This window comes from Enterobacter cloacae complex sp. FDA-CDC-AR_0164 (genome assembly GCF_003071645.1).
Lineage (GTDB): Bacteria > Pseudomonadota > Gammaproteobacteria > Enterobacterales > Enterobacteriaceae > Enterobacter > Enterobacter ludwigii.
The window spans coordinates 484,842-503,419 of sequence record NZ_CP028950.1; the positions used below are offsets into that span (position 1 = coordinate 484,842).

Genomic DNA, 18,578 nt, shown 5'->3' on the forward strand with positions numbered 1-18,578 from the left:
ATCAGTCAGCTATTAAAATATATTTATATATAATCAGATTGCAAGGATCAAAGAATGAATAGATATGATAAAGTTGATTTAGCATATGAATTTTTGAGCAAAATGGAAAAGAAAGGTGAAGCTTTCACAATAGAACAACTTGTTGAAACCACTGGTTGGGCTATTGACACTTGTCGAACCTATCCGTCTAAACGTTGGCATCAGTACATTGAAAAAGATGGTTCACAATATACAACCTCAGGAATTATTTATCTAAGTAAAGAGGAGTTTAGATCAGTTCACAGTCAAAAGCTTCAACAGACGACCGATCAATCAATAAAAGGAATCTTCATTCATAAAGCTAAAGAATTCGCCCTACTAGCAGTAAGCACTTATAATAATCCATACACAGAATTCAAAACTTATGGATTCATTGTAAATATCATCATCGCTTATACTTCATTATTTCATGCTATTTTTAATAAAAAAGGAATTAATTATTTTCATTTTAATGATAATGCAAAAACAATTTTCATTGATGGCGAGGAAAAAGCATGGGAACTTGCAGAATGCATAGATGAATACTGGCGTGGTGTTATGACACCTGAAAAAGCAAATATAATTTTTCTTATTGGATTGCGAAATAGAATAGAGCATCGAAGTTTACCTGCTATAGATCTTGCGGTTTGTGGAGAATGCCAATCTGCTTTAATTAATTTTGAAAATATTTTAGTAGAAGAGTTTGGTGATGAACATGCGCTAGCGACAAGTCTTGCCATAGCAATGCAATTGACTCGGGTTTCAGAGCAAGCAATCGTGTTCCCTTCATTACCCTTCCATTCGCCATCAATACACCATACTGGCGATCCATCGGTTGCCTTGCTGATAAGTCCGTAGGTAAGCATGTTTCCCCGGTAGTGGCTATTGATGTGGGTTGAATGTATCTACCAGCAATATTGCCTGATGCACTGATGCCACCGGTGGTTTTACCATCATTAGATGCTGACAAAACAAGATCACCGCGAAGCTTTTGACTTCCCCATACATCAAGCTTAACCGATGAGTTGTTATCGCCATTAAGGGAGAGGTAGCCATCACCCGCCCCGCCTGCGACGTTAATCAACACCGCATTCTGATTACTGGACCCACCGCCGCCAATTTGGAGACGGCTGCTGTTAGTCTTGGCAGCAACATAGCTATTCGAATCAATGCCATTCTTAACGGTCAGATAGCTGTTCATGGATACGTTTTTGCCAAAGGTAGAGAAGCCCGTCACCACCAGATCTTCTGAAACACTGACATTCTTGGCAAAGCGCCCATAGGAACCATTAAACGAAACCGCATTGACATCACCGGACGCGGTAATGTCTTTGGCGTTGTTTATGCTTTGACCTCCCATGTTGAGATCGCCCGTCATTGGCAATGTGCCATCACGATGTAGGTAAACAGAATACATGGAGGAATCGTATCCTACTCGGTAGGCCAGCAATCCAGCCGCATTAATCCCACTATAGTTATTTTGGTTCTCAGTCCATTGACCACTCGTACCTGATGCGACAGATGCAGATTGCGTCATACCGCTATCAATCCCTGCTGTTTGCATAGCACGGCCTAATAAGTCATAGCGAATACGGTCTCCTTCTGACCAAGGCAACGTTGTTATTATCAGTCCATTGATAACGTAGTTAGGCGTTGTTCCAGCGCGTTTTAGCAGGATTTTATAAGAAGATTTTTGCATATTGACGCCAGTATGACCCGCAGGCAACAGCCCTTCATTAACCAACGTCTGATAAGTAATTTCACAACCATTAGCCGAACAGGTTCTTGGTCCCGGATCGCTTGTCTGGCTGCTGCTGGATGTCAGGGTTGAAAGCTTGTCAAAATGAATACTGATATAACGATTAACCGCTTCCCCCATCTGTTTCATTTGAGCACCAACGGTATTAGCCATGATGGCTTCTTGATCTTGCTTCATGTCCTGAAACTTTATGGATGTCATTGCAGAGCCAATACCTAAAACTAATGTTATTCCCAATAAGGAAAAACCTTTTTTATTTATTATTTTCATTTTTCATCGTCCTTTTTACTTTCACGTAATTGTTAATTAGCAAAAATAAAAAAGTGGTCAATATTACCTCTGAAATTAAAAAAACATTTTTTAGTTATGAACACCTGATGAACACACACCTTAGGTTGAACTTTAAGTCATCATTGAGTTAGTTAAAATCAATATAATAACTGAATGTTATTGTTACCACCCTATCCATGCACTGTATAACAAACCATATCCCACAAATCTAAATTATTAGATAAAATAGAATACAGCTTTAAATCTTTCTATGCCAAAACTATGCCAAAAAAATCAGTGTAATAATGCCATTAAAAATCAGAGGGTTAATGCATGAATACTGCGTACTGGAGTAGAAGAAAACAGAATGATGATGATAACTACCCTGTAAAAGAATTCAATTCAAATACTGAGGACAGCCAGTACCAAAGAGACAGAGCAAGGGTTATTCATTCGGCAGCATTTAGACGATTACAAACTAAGACGCAAGTATTAGGACTCGGAGAAAATGATTTTTACCGGACACGATTAACACATTCTTTAGAGGTAGCACAGATAGGCTCTGCCATTTGTGAAAGATTACATGAAAAGTATACGACAGATGAACTCATTAGATCGTGGATTCCATCCTTAAGCCTGATTGAGGCTATCGGTTTGAGTCATGATATAGGTCACCCTCCTTTCGGTCATGGTGGTGAAGTAGCACTTAACTATTCAATGATTGATTCGGGTGGATTTGAAGGCAACGGGCAGACCCTAAGAATTGTTAGTCGCCTTGCCGAATACTCACCAAATCATGGCATGGATTTGACTCGAAGAACCCTTTTAGGACTGGTAAAATATCCGGCTCCATATAGCAAAGTAAGAAACTATAATCAAAAGGAAATATCCCAAACTATTCTTCCCTTAAATTTAGATAACTGGCACCCCCCAAAATGTTATCTTGATGATGAAAAAAATTTACTTGATTGGATTTTTAAAGAAATCCCTAAAAATGACATTGAGATATTTTCAACCATTAAATTTGTAGAGAGCAATCATCATGAAACAATTTTCAAATCATTTGACACGACAATTATGGAGCTTGCAGATGATATTTCATATGGAGTTCATGATTTAGAAGACGGTATAGCATTAGGTCTCATAACTAAAAGCATGTGGGAAAGCGATATTATCCCAATAATTTTAGCTCATAATAATAATCAACTGGCAGAAAACATTGATTTCTATAATGAAAATCTCTTCGATGGTTCTAATAAAGAAAGAAAACATGCAATAAGTAAATTAGTAGGGTATTTTATTTCATCTATACATGTTGAAAGGAATGATGTTTTCGACACACCACTTTTAATGCTAAAAGCCACCCAAGATAATGACAGCATGAGCATCTTGAAAGCGTTAAAAAAATTCGTCATGAATCGGGTAATAAAAACTCCAGAAGTTCAGGTTTTAGAATATAAAGGTCAACAAATCATATTAAGGATATTTGAAGTCTTACGTGAAAATCCTAACCGATTGCTTCCAAAAAATACACTCAGTGCTTATAAAAATGCTGAAAATAAAAACAGAGTTTTATGCGATTATATATCTGGAATGACCGACAGTTATGCAACAAAACTGTACCACAAATTATTCACACCAGATATCGGTTCAATTTTTGATAGGTTGTAGATAAAAATATAAAATTACAACAAGGATAAAGCATGAAGATTGACAACATACAGCTACACTCTTTCTTACGCTCACAGGATATAACGTATTTTCATCATGCAAATACTGTAGCAACTGCAATATCTTTTATTAGGAATGGGGGGCTAGTTTCAAGAAGTGATATTGAAAGACTTGGAGCATTTCAAACGAAGCAGGAATCCGACCCGGAAGATAAGCAGTATGACGTCTGGGGAGATGTGTTTTTGGACACAGTGGACCTTCATGGTTTTTTCCCGAGACAAAACCTATATGGTCCTGTTTTGTTCAAGTTTAATATAGATTTTCTACTTCATGAAAATTTAGATATATGGATAACAAAAACAAACCCAATGTTTTGGATCCCAAACATGTCAAGTAATGAAAGATACTTCCAAGGCATGTCTGACATTTTACTGAACTGGAATAATTTTGATCGCCAACGCAAAATGATAACAATACGAAAACCATACCACCCAGTACTATTTAAGTACTTGGAGGAAATAGTTCTTGATGATCCCGGCGTTCAAATTTATGACGAAACCATACTTTATGATGTAGCACATGCATCGTTAAGTATAGAATTGAACAATGTTCAATTGCCTTTAACACTATTAACAAAAAGACATTGTAGCGGGTGTTTTTGCCAAGACAATTACCTAAGACAATTAACTATAGAGAAGTTAATAAGTTTATTCTTAGCACCACAACATAAGCATTGGAGAAACTAGATTTGCGATATTTAAATAACATTTAAATACTTGCCGACTCACCCTCTGGGGCTTGTTCAACAGTTCACCGACCTAAAAGCAAGTTTTAGGCCGGTTCACCGTTTGGACGTGAAAAACATGATTAGGACTTAGTTCTGTTTATAACAGTATCGATATAGGTTTGGCCCTGTACTCGGTAGGCTTTGATATCACTCTCATGAAGATTCTGGATATCAAGCAGAACCCCAAAGACTAATTCCTTATCTACATAACCAATATCACATCCTAAGACTTTGGCAACCTCTGCACCGAAAATAATTTTCTGACGAGTATTCTCTTTTTTTGTTTGTTGTTTCTTTTTGGCTTCCAAGAAGTATAGACGTTCCTGCGCTGAAGCAATTTGTTGTTTAATTGTTTTTGTTGTCATTATTTATCTCCCCAATGTTTTTTCTTGTTGGAATAAGGGATGTCAGCATAGTCATAACCATTACTAATCTGTTTCTTGATTGATCTTATTTTCATCTTGAACTGTTGCTTTATCTGGCGCTTCTTTGCTTGTTCCCTAATATTTATTACTATCTTTTCTGCTTCTAAATAGGCTTGTTCCGTATCGGTATAAACACCTTCATCAAGAAGTTTTTTTGCTTCCCAATCAATGGCTTCATCATTATTTTTATACATTAAACCTCCTTATGTTTGTTATAGGTTATCCTTTACCATATTTTTAATAATTATCAACACAGGAAACTAATTTTATTTTATAAAATGCAAGCTCATAAGGCTTATATTTAAATCCCACGCCACAGCATTAATCATTTCATTTAACTTATATCACTTATGTAGGCAATTATAGTTATTAAGAAAAAGATAGATAGAATCTAACTTAACCGCTTATATATGATCTATTAAATAGGTTAAGCGCATATATTTGAGCGATTCAAAGCATCAGAATATTCATACCATCAATACATGGAATCCTGACCAGTTGAAAGGGATGGTAAATTTATGGCAATAAATTAAATTAAGCAACACTATACGATAGTAATCACTAACTGTTTTGTCTAATACTCACTACGTTACTTAATTTTTCTCGTTAATGTTTTTCATATTATCTCTTAAATTTTCACTATGATTTCCCATCCTAACCTGTGAAGGTTGCCACAGGGAAAACTACAGACAAAAAGCTACTATTTTATTGTTTTAGGGCTTTCCCGCCTTACGGCGGGATAAATTAACACTCTTCTTGTCCTTCGGACCCCATCTAAAACCCATCGGGTTAATATCGCGTAATACTTCGCCCTTTCATCTAGATTGCGCCGCTTAATTCGGCGTTTTGTTTTACAGACATTAATATATTTCGTATTAATTAAGTAGGGGCTTTTACATTGTTAGAAAAAACAATGCCCACTTATACACTCACTTCGTGAGCGTGTGGGGTCTACCTACGGTTGCCTGCCGCAGGCTAAAAGACAGGTCAACGTCAACATAAAAGTTTTTCTTGCGAAAAACTAACAGCAGCATGGTTATATTTGAGGTTATTTATTATATGGCGATTTTTCATCTGGAGTTTAAAATTGTGAAGCGCTCTGAGGGTATGTCTTCCTGTAGGAAGGCAGCCTACCACGCGCGTTGCAGAATAACAGATGATCGTACAGGCAATACCTACAATTTTAGCCACAGAACAGATTTATTCCATCATCAGATATTAGCACCAGTTTCCGCACCTGCTCATATTATCGAAAGCTCAACCACCTTGTGGAATGAAGTAGAAAAGGTTGAACGTCAGAAAGACGGTCAAACAGCCCGTTATTTTGATGTTGCTATTCCCTGTGAACTGGACAATGAAGACAAGATAAAACTAGTTGTTGAATACTGCCAGAATAATTTCGTTGATAAGGGCATGATTGCCGATATCGCATATCACGATCTTAATAGCAATAATCCACATGCACATGTGATGTTGACATTAAAACCGATCACCGCTGATAGCTTCGGTAAAAAAGAAAGAAGCTGGAACGACAAGAAAAACGTAATCCTGTGGCGTGAAGCGTGGTCTACTCTTGCCAATCGCTATCTTGAGGCGTCAGGCGTGTCAGAACGTATTGTTCATCGTTCTATTGAGGCTCAACATAATGAAGCCTTGAAAAATGCTGCTATTACCTTGGATGCAGAAGAAAAAGCGCTATGGCTTGCCAAGGCAACAGCAACCAGCCGCCCGGCAATGCAACGTGTTCATCGTGCCAAGTGGAACAGCAAGAGTGTTCAGAAACAACGTGCTGCTGAACAGGCTTTTCGTGATGAGATGAAAAAGGTAGCTCAGGCTACATACAACACCTTCAAAGATTTAGATCTGCAGATCGTTGTTGACCTTAGAAGCTTCACCGTATCAGAAATGCCTGAGCCTGTTGAAATCGTATTGCCTGAAACAGGTTCGCAGTCGTCATCATCGGAAGGCCAAAAGCCTGTTCTGGTTGCCCCTACACCTCATACACGCACTACACTGAAAACCCCATCCTCTACAACGGCCAGAGCGGTTAAACGCGCGCCTGTTAAAAGTAAGAGAAAGCAGGTTAAACCTCGTCAAGATGGTTTGTTCAAGCGTTTCACCCTACTGGTGGTTGAATATATAAGGGAGAAATTCGTCTGGGCCAAGAAGAAGCCTGTTGCCCCTGATGTTGAGCACGATAAACGTATTGCTGAAAACTATGTGTTTGATGATGTGCTGGGGATCTATGTTCCACGCGCTGAACATGAGAGACGCACAAGGTTCAACCGTGATGATTACAAGCCTACCAAGGAAGAGATTACACGTTTTCCAAGTCGTCTTGGACATGGACAGTTTAATAAAGATAAAAATATGGATCTTACGCCATACAAATTGCAGGTATATGTAAGTGAAATATTCCTGCCAAAAAACACACCAAAGATAAGAAAAATTAAAAAGTCAAGTTAATGAATTAATATAGCCATAGCTAACTCATAAAACAAGCCAACTCTTTAAATATGTCATTTATAACATTGTTACTCATCACACGGCCTGTTAAGATGGGTTATCTTCCCAACATAACAAGAAAAAAACAAAAAAGAATAGCAAGCTAATAATACCATTAGGTTGCAATTAAAATAAAAATGGCAGTCATTATATTTACATCTTGTAAACTTATATAGTGAAAGTATAATCACGTAATAAAATTGTTATTTTCAACCTACATCAAAAAAGACAACCTTCTCATAGGACAAAAAATGGATGACTTATTAAGTTCTAACGAAATATACACTGAGTTTTCAACAAATAAAGAACTATCAATATATAATAATATTTTAGGGACTTATACCACAGAGGATTTTACAATAAGACTTGCATATTATATTCATGAGAAATTAGAAAAACTTAACTCAGGAGTTATCAAATATAGCAACATTGATGATGAAACATTACAAGCATACTCCACATTCCTACATGAAACTGTACACTGGAGACAACATATAGGCTCTATATCTGGATTTATTTTAAGTATGGTGTCACCATCTCAGAACTTTTGCTTACATAGCTTTTTAAAAATCATTCTTGAAGAAATAGGTCCTGTAAAGCCCTTACAAAAATACTATTATGATAATGTAAAAACAAATACCCCAGATGATAAATTGTTTCAAAACCTTAATAACACACTTAACAACTTTCATGATTTGAACTATTATACCCACTTAGCTGTAAACCCTAAAAAATTAACTGAAAACATACATTTAAAAAATGGTTTTTTTATTAGTTATGGCCATTCGACAATATACGCTTATATAAACACACTTCAAATCCTTTCCCATTTCTTTAATGATGATGAGATAGACATAAAAGCAAACGAATTAAAATCTATAATATCCTCTCAAGAAAACTCACCAGATAAGGAGTTTAATGCATTTAAAGAAGAACAGATAGTAATACCCCCAATTGGTCTCAAGCAAATATTTGAAGGACAAGCCAGATTTATTCAACTTCAATTTTTGTATTTTTCTAACAGTCATAAATATGACGTTCCGTTTTTTCAAGAAAAAAGATTACTAGATGGGGTTTATGGTGAAGCCTTCGACTTATTTTTAACCGTTATTGAAAAAGATTACCCTTCCTCATTCAATGATTCTTTAATACCTATATTTTTAGTTATATGTGATTTGGCAATAAACCCCGGCAATGCTTTTCCATTAGATGTAGGTCATGACGAAAGTTTCTTCTTTGAAGTAATACCCGGCATACGCTTTTATGATCTATGTCATGTGGCTAAAGAACTAATTGAATCAGATCAGAACTTCATTGTACGAGACTATTCAAAAGATGAGTATTCTTACATAGCTAATTTATTATGTGATAAACTATATTACCCTCATCCAAGTGAAGTTTTAGAGAAAGTGATTTCTTGGAATGAAAAATATGATTCAATTCGCGAAATAATGTGCGAAGAAAAAACGTACTCTTATAAAAATGAACTTCTTCCAATTCGTTTTCTTTTATCTAAATTTATAATTTTTTGTGTAGACAAACAAGAAAATCCAGAGTTTTTCTGCTGGACGGGGGCTTGTAGCGCAGGCGAAAAATTGAAAGATAGTTACATTTCTCTAACTGAAAAGCACAAGGCTCCATTTATAAACCAAAAAGATTTAGATGTCTACGCAGCATACCAAGAAGGTATCAATGAAGATAATATTGAAATATTAAAAGATCACTTTACCACTATGAACATATTATCAAACCTGATAAGACAGTGGATAATAAATGAAGGTGAATTCAACATTGATTTTATAAACGAAATTAGAGCAAAACATAATGAAAGTGAACTTAAAGAAGCGTACAGCACTATTTTTAAAAATCATTTTAATTTTGACCTAAACGACTTCGTATTACTTTGACACCCTCTCTCAAAAAACATAGCCATCACATATCCTGTATCTGATGGCTATGTTTCATCCTGCTAACTTATAATTTATTCACTTACATATTAACCATTGCTAAAACTATGCTTATCTTTACCAGACATCATTTTTTCTTTCCTTTATAACATCTTCATAACGCTGTCGTTCGACGATATTCAGATTGAGTTCAGACAGAATACTTGCGCCCTTCACAGCAATATCGTAGTCAATTTGTGATTGTGTCTCATACTCTTTAATGGGCTTGAAATATTCTGATTGCGGTGCAGATGACGGTGCAGAATAACCAGAATATGTTTTACTCCCAGCACAACCGAGATAAGCCAGCAGACAGACAAACAAGAAGAACAACGTCCACACCACATTGTATCCATTAAGCGTGTATCCACTGCCATTCACATCTGAAAAAACGCCGTGAAACCTAATGGCATAGATAATCAGGAATGATGAAAGGATAACAGCCCTGCTTTTACCTACAGTTAAATGCTTACGCATGAATTTTACCGCTGGCACCAGCATGACCACAAATAACCCAATGGCGGCAAAAATCAGCCATACAGGGAACAGTCCATATTTTTGTGTTGTATTCTGCGATACCGTTACCAGCGATAGCACCAAGAAGGCGTTAAGCAGAAAAAGTCTAAGGGCCAGCGATACCTTCACGTTCTTTTGTGTCTTTCGGAGAAACAGCACCGGTGCCAGTGATGGTATGTTCATCAGCAGATCGATGAAAAACGCCCAATAAATAGTGTTCATAGCGTCTTTTCCTGTAATTACCGAGCGACCCAGCCGTTATTAGTTTTCACCAGAACAATTTTGGCTTCTTCGGATTCAGCGATTCCCTTGACGCCAGAGAAAGCATTTTTATCAACCCACCCCGGAACAGCGTCGAGTTTCCACGTATAAGTCACTTGTGTGATTTTAGCGCCAGCGCCATCACTCGGTTCAGTCCAACTGGTGATCTCAGCAACAACACGATGACCGACACAGGCACCTTCCTCACGGTTCCAAAACCCAACCTCTTGTCCTTTGTCTGTTACTTCCAGAACATCAACGCTACTAAAACCATTTGCCTGTTGTGAAACAGTGAGAAGCCCCTGTTCAACAAGCCCGTTCAGGATTTCATGGCTGACATTGTATCCAGCAGAACGGTAGCCATGATTAACCTTTACTGGAAAACCCTTATTGAACGCAAAGTCATTGTTCTGCAATGAGTAGCACACCTTTGATTTTGAAATTTTCGCGTTGATAGCCTTCTCAAAGTCGCCTTTCTCACCACATCCCGCCAGAACAAGAGCTATGCCAGCAACGAGCAAAATCTTCTTCATCTTCCTATCCATCCTGATAATCAAAAATGCTGTTATGTTGAGGTAGTCTGCTGCGCACCTGTAGTCGTTAAAGCTTGTTCTTACTGGCATAACGCAGCAAAACCACCTGATTAACCAATTGATAGGATTCAATTATTTTTGTGGGCCGTCATATCGTTTGTAACGATCAAAATCAAAATAATGATAGCCAACACATATTATTAAATATATATTGATCGATTAAACCAATTAAACTACCGATCGAAAAAACGTTATTAATCGACATTATCTATCAATATCAATTTATCGATCTTATTTACCGATCATTTTCTTGCTAGATGAATCGTTACTGGATAAAGTGAACAGAAGGCTCATTGGACCGTTTATGCGCTGGTTTGTAGGGATATAACGTCAAACCCTATGACCAACAGCCAGCACTGTTCTATGGCCTTAGCGTAGGTTTTATTAATGCAACATCAGGGAAAACAACAGTGAAGGATGCCGGTAGCTGATTAGATAAAAAAAACTCACAGGCTTCTGATAAGCGGCTTTCTTCACTATTGATTAACACAAACTTTAATAGCCAGATGCGGCACAACGCTGGCCCCGGATTCTTTGCGCCTATTTTTACGTTTACTGTTTATATGGAGTTAACATGAGAAAATTGTTTATCGCTGCGTTGGTGATCCTGCCTCTTACCGCTTGCACCACCTATGGCAATAAATCCCTGAAAGATGAATCACAACAAACCGTAAAAACCAAAATCGTTAAGGGGAAAACGACCCAGCAAGATGTTATTAACGCATTCGGGGAACCACAAACACGAGCTACCAATGATGGTCAAGAAATGTGGTCCTACTCCAGCATGTCAGGCGAGAGCCAGATCTCGAACTACATTCCCGGTCTGGCCCTACTGAAGAACAGCAGCACAGCGCATATGAATTCGTTAGAGATTTGGTTCAAGGGGAATGTTGTTGATCGATATAATTTCAGTCAGACGGCGAGTAAGGTTTCGAAAGGATTGTTGGATTAACGAATAACAACCAAGTATATTTTTTCCAAGTTTTACTTTTAATTTATTGGTGCCTTTAAAATGGCACCTATCTATTTTATTATCTCATGGCATAACTTATTATAAATGAGTTTACCTTGCGTGTGCTCCCCGAAAGGGGACTTCACCCAAGGTTTCACCTCCTGAAATTTCTGACGAAAAAGTCAAAAATCGATCAGGATTGGCGAGAACCAAGATGAAAATATATGACTTCACCCAAGTTGATCTGGCTTAGAGTTCTGAATCGTTTCCAACACAGGACACCCTACGACACTCCCAGATTCGCCCATGCAGATAAAATGTATTGTTGTCCCCTATTTATGCGGTTAAGCAAAGGTAGGGCTTTCTCATAGCCATTCCATTACAACTTCATTTATCTGTTTAGAGCTTCGCTTCGAGTTGGTATTTCGTCGCTCCCCCTTCTATACCTACAATCAACAAACATACGGACAACTCTTGTAAGCGACTCGCGCTCAATGACTCCACATATGCAGACCTGATACAAAGGCTATTAATTTGATTGCTTTCGAGGACTGCGAAGCTTTTAGAAATGGTATTTGAAGTTTGTAAAAAGTTGCGATTTAGATTTGACAAATATAAGTTGATTGAGTAATGTTTTATTTATATTTGTAATCAGTTCTTGCTTAACTCGATTACAAGGCTTCAAAAGTCGGCAAAACTTTTTTAGTCCTTAGAAAGTCAGACATCATAGTTTGACTTTTTTTGTATCTTTATTCTATTTAACCGATATATATTATTCGTCAAGAGAAAGTCAAAAATATTTAGCATTATTTTAAAATAGCAGATATAGCGTGAAAATATTATCATTTTTCGATCTCTTTAATAAAATATCAGCTTGGATTTTTCTATGCATAAACATAACGTTGAATTCATCAATCATTTTTAATCTCTCAGTTATCTTATCTATTTTATTTTCCTCTTATCGAGGGAATATATTCATTATTCAATGCTGGTTCACTGTCATTTTCAGCTTCCAATAAATAGGGCCGTCAGTTTCATCTTGTTTTATGTTTTTTAATACAAGCTCAATGATATGCTCTTGGTGCCAATATAAAATCTTTTCCTTTAAGTCATCAAAGTTAATGCCTGTTAAATCCCTATATCTGCCATTCTTCACACACACTTCAACTTCATGTGCAAGTAAAACGTCATACAATATCTCTGAATGCATTTGCCAAAATAAAAGAGTCATTGCTGTTTCAGGTTCTTTTTCAAATATGTTATAAATCGTTTCACAATACCCCTGTAATACTTTTGCGATAAGATATACTGCCGTTTCATTCTTTTCATTTAATACAATCTCTTTCATATTGAATCCTTTTGTTAGGTTGATTGTTAGCCCCTTGCGGGGCAATATTAAAGCTTACTTTCTAAAACTATCCGAATACCTCACCAACATTTCCGCAACTTGCTCAACGTTAACTTCACCAATATCACCACCATTCCCTTCTTGGGTTGTGAATCTCTCAAAGTTATTCTGGATATGATCAATAATATACATAATGAATAAACTCATAAAATCAGGATCATCAAGCAGCTCAATACTCTCTCCATTTACTTCCTGAAAATACTCCCAGCTTGCTTCAAACGATCTCATAGCAAGATCAAGGAACAACTCTGTAGATTTATTTTCAAGTTTATTATTTTCAAACATAACTAAACCTCACTTTTATATGATTATTTGGAATTCATTTTATTTTAACCCCCGAACAGAGGGTAAATAAGAAAACTACTTTTTATAAACTAGATTTATGATTACAGATCCATACTCTAACTCCATCTCATCAACTAAATCATTATTCACATGCCTATTTAAAGCGTCTAACAAGTTTTTATCTTTCATTATTTCCTCGATGGTATATCCGCTCAACGCAACAAATACATTGAAGCTTTCTTGGATCACGCTAAGTGTTTTAGGCGTTTTTTCACATACCATGCTTACTAATATTGATATATCATTATTCATTTTGTTTATCCTTTTTTTTGTAATAAGATTCCCTGCATAAAAGTGCTTTATGCTTTTCAATGTAGGGATATGATTAATAAAGTGTGTTATTTAACGTTTTACATAAAACCTCCTCATCGTATTAATAGTGTATTTTTCATTAATCAGCATGTTTACGTGATAACTGAATAATATTTTCAATCCATTCATCGATTTCACTTTCAACAAAAGCTCTGGCTTTTATTCCAATCTTTATCGGTTCTGGGAATACGCCCCTGCTAATAAGTCGATAAATCCATGCTTTGCTATATCCTGTTTTATTCATCACTTCCGGCAGGCGAATAAGTCTTCTTGTTGTCATATATTTCTCCGTTGTTGTTTTGATGAATGTAGTATCTGCAGATCGCTTATGACGTTCAACCCTCGAAAAATCAGAATTGAACCTGAATTGAATGTTTTTTAAACAAAAACGAATGAAATGGCGGGAGAGCTGTCACTGGGCGGGGTGTAGAGCGATTTGGCAAAAAGTGCTATTTATTTTCCTGTTTTAAGGTATTTTATAATTTCCATATTAATCAATTAGTTAATCAATATCAGTTTAAATTCTGACTTAATTCTTATCTGCTTTAGCCAAGAAAAAGGGCTATGCCCGTTAAGACATAGCCCCTCTTTCATCAGCCGTTATCCTTACCCACGCCGATTAAACGCTCCCTGCACCACATTGCTTCCGTTCTCAAGGCTTACCATGTAGTCGGCATACCATTGCAGCATCTCACGTCTGCCATCAAGATATTGCGCATGGTTGTAGGTGCCACGGATAGCATTCTTATCAACATGCGCCAGTTGGGTTTCAATCCATGCGGTGTTGTAGCCCTGTTCATGAAGAACGGTGCTCATGGTATGGCGGAAGCCGTGACCCGTAACCCGGCCTGTATAGCCAATTCGCTTAAATACCTGATTGATACTGGCTTCGCTCATGGTCTTACTGGGATCATTGCGTCCGGGAAATAGTAAAGGAAATTGCCCCGTCATTGCTCTGATCTGTTCGATAATGGCTAACGCTTGGGTAGATAGCGGGATGATATGGGGACGGCGCATTTTCATGCGTTCAGCAGAAATTTCCCATAGCGCTTTCTTGGTATCGATTTCTGACCATAGCGCACCACGCAATTCACCTGTTCTCAGGCCGGTAATGATCAGCAATCTTGCTGCCAGCACCATCAATTCACTGCCAGAGTAGCCAGCAAGGGCTTTAAAGAAGGCGGGAAGCTCTTCTATGGTCAGGAACGGGTAATGTGTAGACTCATGCCCTTGCATGGCACTGGTGAGATCTGGTGCGGGATTATACTCGGCTCTGCCTGTCACGATGGCATAGCGAAACACTTCGCCGCAGCGTTGACGCACTTTTTTGGCTTTCTCGGTTGCTCCTCTGTCTTCCATCTTTTTAAGCACGTTTAGCAGTTCCAACGGCTTGATGTCTGCAACAGGACGTTGACCAATGAAGGGGAAGACGTCTTTGTTGAACGCTTCAAGAATGTCTGAGGCATATCCCGCAGACCATTTCTTCACTTTCATGCTGTGCCATTCGAGCGCAATTTGCTGAAAAGTGTTTTTTACTTCTTCGATTTGGGCTTGTTTGCTTTCTTGCTTAAACGCACTCGGATCAACGCCATTAACCAGCAGCTTTTTAGCATCATCTCTTTTGCTTCTGGCATCGGCTAAGGTAATGGTCGGGTAGACACCAAACACCACACGTTTTTCTTTACCGGCGATACGGTATTTCATGCGCCAGCTTTTGGTGCCGTTAGGGAACACTTCCAGATACATGCCCCCACCATCTGCTAACTTGTAGGGTTTATCTTTGGGCTTGGCAGTCTCTACCTGTCTGGCATTGAGCTTCATTTGGGGGCATCTCCTTTAGACCGAACACGATATGCCCCCACCGATGCCCCCAACTCACCGTAGATTTCTGTGAACGTGAGTAGACGAGCAGAGACAACAAGGGCCGTGAAACCGCGTATTATAAGGGTTTAAAGGGTATTTGAGTAGACTTAAGGAGACGTTAAAATAAGTAGAATGGTGCCGATAATAGGAGTCGAACCTACGACCTTCGCATTACGAATGCGCTGCTCTACCAACTGAGCTATATCGGCCCTGAAAGGCCGGTTACGAGCGTAACCACGGGGCAAAAGGTTAGATCTAACCGGGTGATGCGTCAATGCCCTTTTGAATCAAACGGCTATTTTTGCATCACCCGTGATTATTTACGCACGAATCGTATCATCACCGAAGCCGATCCACTTGTAAGTGGTCAGTGCTTCCAGGCCCATCGGGCCTCTTGCATGCAGTTTTTGCGTGCTGACAGCAACTTCTGCGCCCAGGCCGAACTGGCCACCGTCGGTGAAGCGGGTTGAGGCATTCACGTATACGGCGGAGGAGTCCACCTCATTCACAAAGCGATCGGCATTGCGCAGGGTACGCGTCAGAATCGCATCCGAGTGCTGGGTACCATGTTCACGGATGTGAGCAATGGCATCGTCAAGGCTCGCAACCACCTTCACGTTCAAATCCAGCGACAGAAACTCGTCGTCGTACTGTTCCGCTTTCACCGGTACCACCGTCGCTGGGCCGTCTTTCAGCAGTGCCAGCGCGTTGGCATCCGCGTGCAGCGTCACGCCGCTTTCGGCCATCTGTTTGCTCAGCGCAGGCAGGAAGGTGTTGGCGATGCCCTGATGCACCAGCAGCGTTTCAACCGTATTACAAGTGCTTGGACGCTGGGTTTTGGCATTGACGATAATCTTCAGCGCCGGTTCAATCTCGGCACTGTCATCGACCACGATATGGCACACGCCGATACCGCCCGTGATCACAGGAATGGTCGACTGCTCACGGCACAGCTTGTGCAGGCCCGCGCCACCGCGTGGGATCAGCATGTCGATGTATTTATCCATACGCAGCATCTCGTTCACCAGCGCACGGTCCGGGCTCTCGATTGCCTGTACGGCACCTGCCGGCAGGCCGCACTCCTCCAGCGCCTGCTGGATAACGTTTACGGTCGCGGCGTTGGTACGCCAGGTCTCTTTCCCGCCACGCAGAATGGCGGCGTTGCCGGTCTTCAGGCACAGGGAAGCGACATCAACCGTAACGTTGGGACGGGCTTCATAGATCACGCCAATCACGCCCAGCGGCACGCGACGACGCTCAAGGCGCAGCCCGCTGTCGAGCAGCCCACCGTCAATGACCTGACCTACCGGATCGGCAAGATTGCAGACCTGGCGGACATCGTCAGCGATGCCTTTCAGACGTGCCGGGGTCAGCGCCAGGCGGTCGAGCATTGCTTCGCTCAGGCCATTGCGACGCGCTTCCAGCAGATCCTGCTCGTTGGCGAGCAGAATCTCCTGCGACTGCGATTCCAGATAATCAGCGATTTTTTCCAGTACGCGGTTTTTCTCGCGGCTGGAAAGGAGCGCCAGTTTGTAAGAGGCGGCCTTCGCGGCTGCGCCCATTTGTTCCAGCATTTTCTGGCTCCTTAACGAATAATCATGTCATCACGATGCACGGCAACCGGGCCATATTCATAACCCAGAATGGCGTCTATCTGCTGTGAATGGTGACCCGCAATACGGCGCAGGGCATCGCTGTTGTAGCGGCTTACGCCGTGGGCGATGTCACGACCTTCGAGATTACGGATACGGATCACTTCACCACGTGAGAAGTTGCCTGTCACGCTTTTAATTCCTTTAGGAAGTAATGAGCTCCCTCTTTCCAGAATTGCGGCAGTCGCCCCTTCATCAACGGTGAGTTCGCCTGCCGGCGGTGCGCCAAAGATCCAGCGTTTACGGTTCTCCAGCGGGGAGGCCTGCGCGTGGAAGCGGGTTCCCACGGAGATGCCTTCCATCACGTCGCCAATCACGCCAGGACGGCTGCCCGCGGCAATGATGGTGTCGATACCGGCACGGCATGCCACGTCAGCAGCCTGCAGCTTGGTCCCCATCCCGCCGGTCCCGAGGCCTGAAACGCTGTCACCTGCGATGGCGCGTAGCGCATCGTCGATACCGTGTACATCGGTAATCAGTTCAGCGTCCGGATTTGAACGCGGGTCGGCGGTGAAGAGCCCCTGCTGGTCGGTCAGGAGCAGTAATTTATCAGCGCCTGCCAGAATTGCGGCCAGTGCCGAGAGGTTATCGTTATCACCCACTTTGATTTCAGCGGTGGCAACGGCATCGTTTTCGTTAATGACGGGAACGATGTTGTTATCCAGCAGCGCGCGCAGCGTATCGCGCGCGTTCAGAAAACGCTCCCTGTCTTCCATATCCGCACGCGTCAGCAGCATCTGCCCGACGTGGATGCCATAGATAGAAAACAGCTGTTCCCAGAGTTGAATGAGTCGGCTTTGTCCCACGGCGGCCAGCAGCTGTTTCGAGGCGATCGTCGCGGGGAGTTCGGGGTAACCCAGGTGTTCACGCCCGGCGGCAATCGCCCCGGAGGTCACAATTACAATACGATGCCCTGCGGCATGCAACTGAGCGCACTGACGTACAAGCTCAACAATGTGGGCGCGATTAAGGCGGCGCGATCCGCCTGTTAAAACACTGGTACCGAGTTTTACCACCAGCGTCTGGCTGTCACTCATGATTCTCTGCCGTTCAACGATAAGGGAAAATGATGTCAAACGAACGTTTTAACAGGTGTCAGCCCCGTTGCCAACTGCCTTAGCACATCGCGAAACACTTTGTTGCGCGGGATCAGGAAGCGTAGCGGCAAAATTTGACAGTTTTATTACCGAAATAATAAATCACAGTTTTTTAAAATTATTCTTAATTTGTCATAAAAGTTTCATTGCGTAACGTTAAAACCCTTTCTGTTTTTTCACGGGACTTAAGCATGAGCT

Annotated in this window: 17 protein-coding genes, 1 tRNA gene and 1 pseudogene; 6 read left to right on the forward strand and 13 right to left on the reverse strand. The window is 40.5% G+C overall.

The features are described 5' to 3' along the window. Positions 1-102: 102 nt before the first annotated feature. Positions 103-729: pseudogene (locus AM410_RS24060) on the forward strand (DUF3644 domain-containing protein); the annotation flags it as partial. Here the strand turns inward: AM410_RS24060 and AM410_RS24065 are convergent. Beyond that, entirely contained in the window at positions 692-2,047 is a 1,356-nt protein-coding gene (locus AM410_RS24065) for a shufflon system plasmid conjugative transfer pilus tip adhesin PilV (protein WP_236900106.1), read from the reverse strand. The pseudogene AM410_RS24060 and the gene AM410_RS24065 sit on opposite strands and share 38 nt — an antisense overlap. A gap of 333 nt (positions 2,048-2,380) precedes the next feature. Between AM410_RS24065 and AM410_RS02415 the strand changes: the two genes are divergently transcribed. After that, positions 2,381-3,718: an anti-phage deoxyguanosine triphosphatase gene (locus AM410_RS02415; protein ID WP_073395576.1), complete on the forward strand. Its 1,338-nt coding sequence runs from the start codon at positions 2,381-2,383 to the stop codon at positions 3,716-3,718. Positions 3,719-3,750: 32 nt separating this feature from the next. Continuing rightward, on the forward strand, positions 3,751-4,464 hold the full coding sequence (locus AM410_RS02420; RefSeq protein WP_073395574.1) for a hypothetical protein: 714 nt from the start codon (positions 3,751-3,753) through the stop codon (positions 4,462-4,464). Positions 4,465-4,585: 121 nt separating this feature from the next. On the opposite strand, the gene AM410_RS02425 is transcribed toward AM410_RS02420, so the two are convergent. Together AM410_RS02425 and AM410_RS02430 are read right to left on the reverse strand one after the other, a co-directional pair. Then, the gene (locus tag AM410_RS02425) at positions 4,586-4,870 is read right to left on the reverse strand and encodes a conjugal transfer protein TraD (RefSeq protein WP_049594967.1); all 285 of its coding nucleotides are present in this window, start codon (positions 4,868-4,870) and stop codon (positions 4,586-4,588) included. Then, positions 4,870-5,124 (reverse strand): hypothetical protein, encoded by a 255-nt coding sequence (locus AM410_RS02430; RefSeq protein ID WP_073395573.1) that lies wholly within the window; start codon positions 5,122-5,124, stop codon positions 4,870-4,872. Before AM410_RS02430 ends, AM410_RS02425 begins: the two co-directional genes overlap by 1 nt. Before the next feature lie 865 nt (positions 5,125-5,989). On the opposite strand from AM410_RS02430, the gene mobQ reads away from it, so the two are divergent. Further along, positions 5,990-7,396 carry a MobQ family relaxase gene (gene mobQ / locus AM410_RS02435; RefSeq protein ID WP_073395958.1) on the forward strand — a complete coding sequence of 469 codons (1,407 nt, stop codon included), beginning with the start codon at positions 5,990-5,992 and terminating at the stop codon, positions 7,394-7,396. Between the two features lie 290 nt (positions 7,397-7,686). After that, positions 7,687-9,342: a hypothetical protein gene (locus AM410_RS02440; protein WP_139252541.1), complete on the forward strand. Its 1,656-nt coding sequence runs from the start codon at positions 7,687-7,689 to the stop codon at positions 9,340-9,342. Positions 9,343-9,459: 117 nt separating this feature from the next. On the opposite strand, the gene AM410_RS02445 is transcribed toward AM410_RS02440, so the two are convergent. Both AM410_RS02445 and AM410_RS02450 read right to left on the reverse strand, forming a co-directional pair. Beyond that, positions 9,460-10,119 (reverse strand): hypothetical protein, encoded by a 660-nt coding sequence (locus AM410_RS02445; RefSeq protein ID WP_073395570.1) that lies wholly within the window; start codon positions 10,117-10,119, stop codon positions 9,460-9,462. 17 nt (positions 10,120-10,136) lie between these two features. Continuing rightward, entirely contained in the window at positions 10,137-10,691 is a 555-nt protein-coding gene (locus AM410_RS02450) for a membrane lipoprotein lipid attachment site-containing protein (protein WP_073395956.1), read from the reverse strand. Positions 10,692-11,325: 634 nt separating this feature from the next. Between AM410_RS02450 and AM410_RS02460 the strand changes: the two genes are divergently transcribed. Then, positions 11,326-11,703, forward strand: a complete 378-nt coding sequence (locus AM410_RS02460; RefSeq protein ID WP_073395568.1) for a hypothetical protein — start codon at positions 11,326-11,328, stop codon at positions 11,701-11,703. A gap of 982 nt (positions 11,704-12,685) precedes the next feature. Here AM410_RS02460 and AM410_RS02465 read toward each other — a convergent pair. The 8 genes from AM410_RS02465 to proB all read right to left on the reverse strand — a co-directional run bounded on the left by AM410_RS02465 (position 12,686) and on the right by proB (position 18,320). Then, positions 12,686-13,051 carry a hypothetical protein gene (locus tag AM410_RS02465; RefSeq protein ID WP_073395567.1) on the reverse strand — a complete coding sequence of 122 codons (366 nt, stop codon included), beginning with the start codon at positions 13,049-13,051 and terminating at the stop codon, positions 12,686-12,688. A gap of 54 nt (positions 13,052-13,105) precedes the next feature. Continuing rightward, the gene (locus AM410_RS02470; protein WP_073395565.1) at positions 13,106-13,396 is read right to left on the reverse strand and encodes a hypothetical protein; all 291 of its coding nucleotides are present in this window, start codon (positions 13,394-13,396) and stop codon (positions 13,106-13,108) included. A 75-nt stretch (positions 13,397-13,471) separates the two neighbouring features. Then, positions 13,472-13,708 (reverse strand): hypothetical protein, encoded by a 237-nt coding sequence (locus tag AM410_RS02475; RefSeq protein ID WP_073395564.1) that lies wholly within the window; start codon positions 13,706-13,708, stop codon positions 13,472-13,474. 139 nt (positions 13,709-13,847) lie between these two features. Next, positions 13,848-14,048: a helix-turn-helix transcriptional regulator gene (locus tag AM410_RS02480; protein ID WP_073395562.1), complete on the reverse strand. Its 201-nt coding sequence runs from the start codon at positions 14,046-14,048 to the stop codon at positions 13,848-13,850. Positions 14,049-14,374: 326 nt separating this feature from the next. Next, on the reverse strand, positions 14,375-15,589 hold the full coding sequence (locus tag AM410_RS02485) for a tyrosine-type recombinase/integrase (RefSeq protein WP_073395561.1): 1,215 nt from the start codon (positions 15,587-15,589) through the stop codon (positions 14,375-14,377). Between the two features lie 175 nt (positions 15,590-15,764). After that, positions 15,765-15,840, reverse strand: a tRNA-Thr gene (locus AM410_RS02490). 111 nt (positions 15,841-15,951) lie between these two features. Next, positions 15,952-17,205 (reverse strand): glutamate-5-semialdehyde dehydrogenase, encoded by a 1,254-nt coding sequence (gene proA, locus AM410_RS02495; protein WP_014168771.1) that lies wholly within the window; start codon positions 17,203-17,205, stop codon positions 15,952-15,954. A gap of 11 nt (positions 17,206-17,216) precedes the next feature. Next, a complete protein-coding gene (gene proB / locus AM410_RS02500) occupies positions 17,217-18,320 on the reverse strand; it encodes a glutamate 5-kinase (RefSeq protein WP_020882782.1) in 1,104 nt (367 codons plus the stop codon). Positions 18,321-18,578 lie beyond the last annotated feature (258 nt).

What these genes read in the sequence shown, in the direction of transcription:
- AM410_RS24065 (WP_236900106.1), bottom strand. Translation starts at nt 2,047, where the DNA reads ATGAAAATAATAAATAAAAAAGGTTTTTCCTTATTGGGAATAACATTA.
- AM410_RS02415 (WP_073395576.1), top strand. Translation starts at nt 2,381, where the DNA reads ATGAATACTGCGTACTGGAGTAGAAGAAAACAGAATGATGATGATAAC.
- AM410_RS02420 (WP_073395574.1), top strand. Translation starts at nt 3,751, where the DNA reads ATGAAGATTGACAACATACAGCTACACTCTTTCTTACGCTCACAGGAT.
- AM410_RS02425 (WP_049594967.1), bottom strand. Translation starts at nt 4,870, where the DNA reads ATGACAACAAAAACAATTAAACAACAAATTGCTTCAGCGCAGGAACGT.
- AM410_RS02430 (WP_073395573.1), bottom strand. Translation starts at nt 5,124, where the DNA reads ATGTATAAAAATAATGATGAAGCCATTGATTGGGAAGCAAAAAAACTT.
- mobQ (WP_073395958.1), top strand. Translation starts at nt 5,990, where the DNA reads ATGGCGATTTTTCATCTGGAGTTTAAAATTGTGAAGCGCTCTGAGGGT.
- AM410_RS02440 (WP_139252541.1), top strand. Translation starts at nt 7,687, where the DNA reads ATGGATGACTTATTAAGTTCTAACGAAATATACACTGAGTTTTCAACA.
- AM410_RS02445 (WP_073395570.1), bottom strand. Translation starts at nt 10,119, where the DNA reads ATGAACACTATTTATTGGGCGTTTTTCATCGATCTGCTGATGAACATA.
- AM410_RS02450 (WP_073395956.1), bottom strand. Translation starts at nt 10,691, where the DNA reads ATGAAGAAGATTTTGCTCGTTGCTGGCATAGCTCTTGTTCTGGCGGGA.
- AM410_RS02460 (WP_073395568.1), top strand. Translation starts at nt 11,326, where the DNA reads ATGAGAAAATTGTTTATCGCTGCGTTGGTGATCCTGCCTCTTACCGCT.
- AM410_RS02465 (WP_073395567.1), bottom strand. Translation starts at nt 13,051, where the DNA reads ATGAAAGAGATTGTATTAAATGAAAAGAATGAAACGGCAGTATATCTT.
- AM410_RS02470 (WP_073395565.1), bottom strand. Translation starts at nt 13,396, where the DNA reads ATGTTTGAAAATAATAAACTTGAAAATAAATCTACAGAGTTGTTCCTT.
- AM410_RS02475 (WP_073395564.1), bottom strand. Translation starts at nt 13,708, where the DNA reads ATGAATAATGATATATCAATATTAGTAAGCATGGTATGTGAAAAAACG.
- AM410_RS02480 (WP_073395562.1), bottom strand. Translation starts at nt 14,048, where the DNA reads ATGACAACAAGAAGACTTATTCGCCTGCCGGAAGTGATGAATAAAACA.
- AM410_RS02485 (WP_073395561.1), bottom strand. Translation starts at nt 15,589, where the DNA reads ATGAAGCTCAATGCCAGACAGGTAGAGACTGCCAAGCCCAAAGATAAA.
- proA (WP_014168771.1), bottom strand. Translation starts at nt 17,205, where the DNA reads ATGCTGGAACAAATGGGCGCAGCCGCGAAGGCCGCCTCTTACAAACTG.
- proB (WP_020882782.1), bottom strand. Translation starts at nt 18,320, where the DNA reads ATGAGTGACAGCCAGACGCTGGTGGTAAAACTCGGTACCAGTGTTTTA.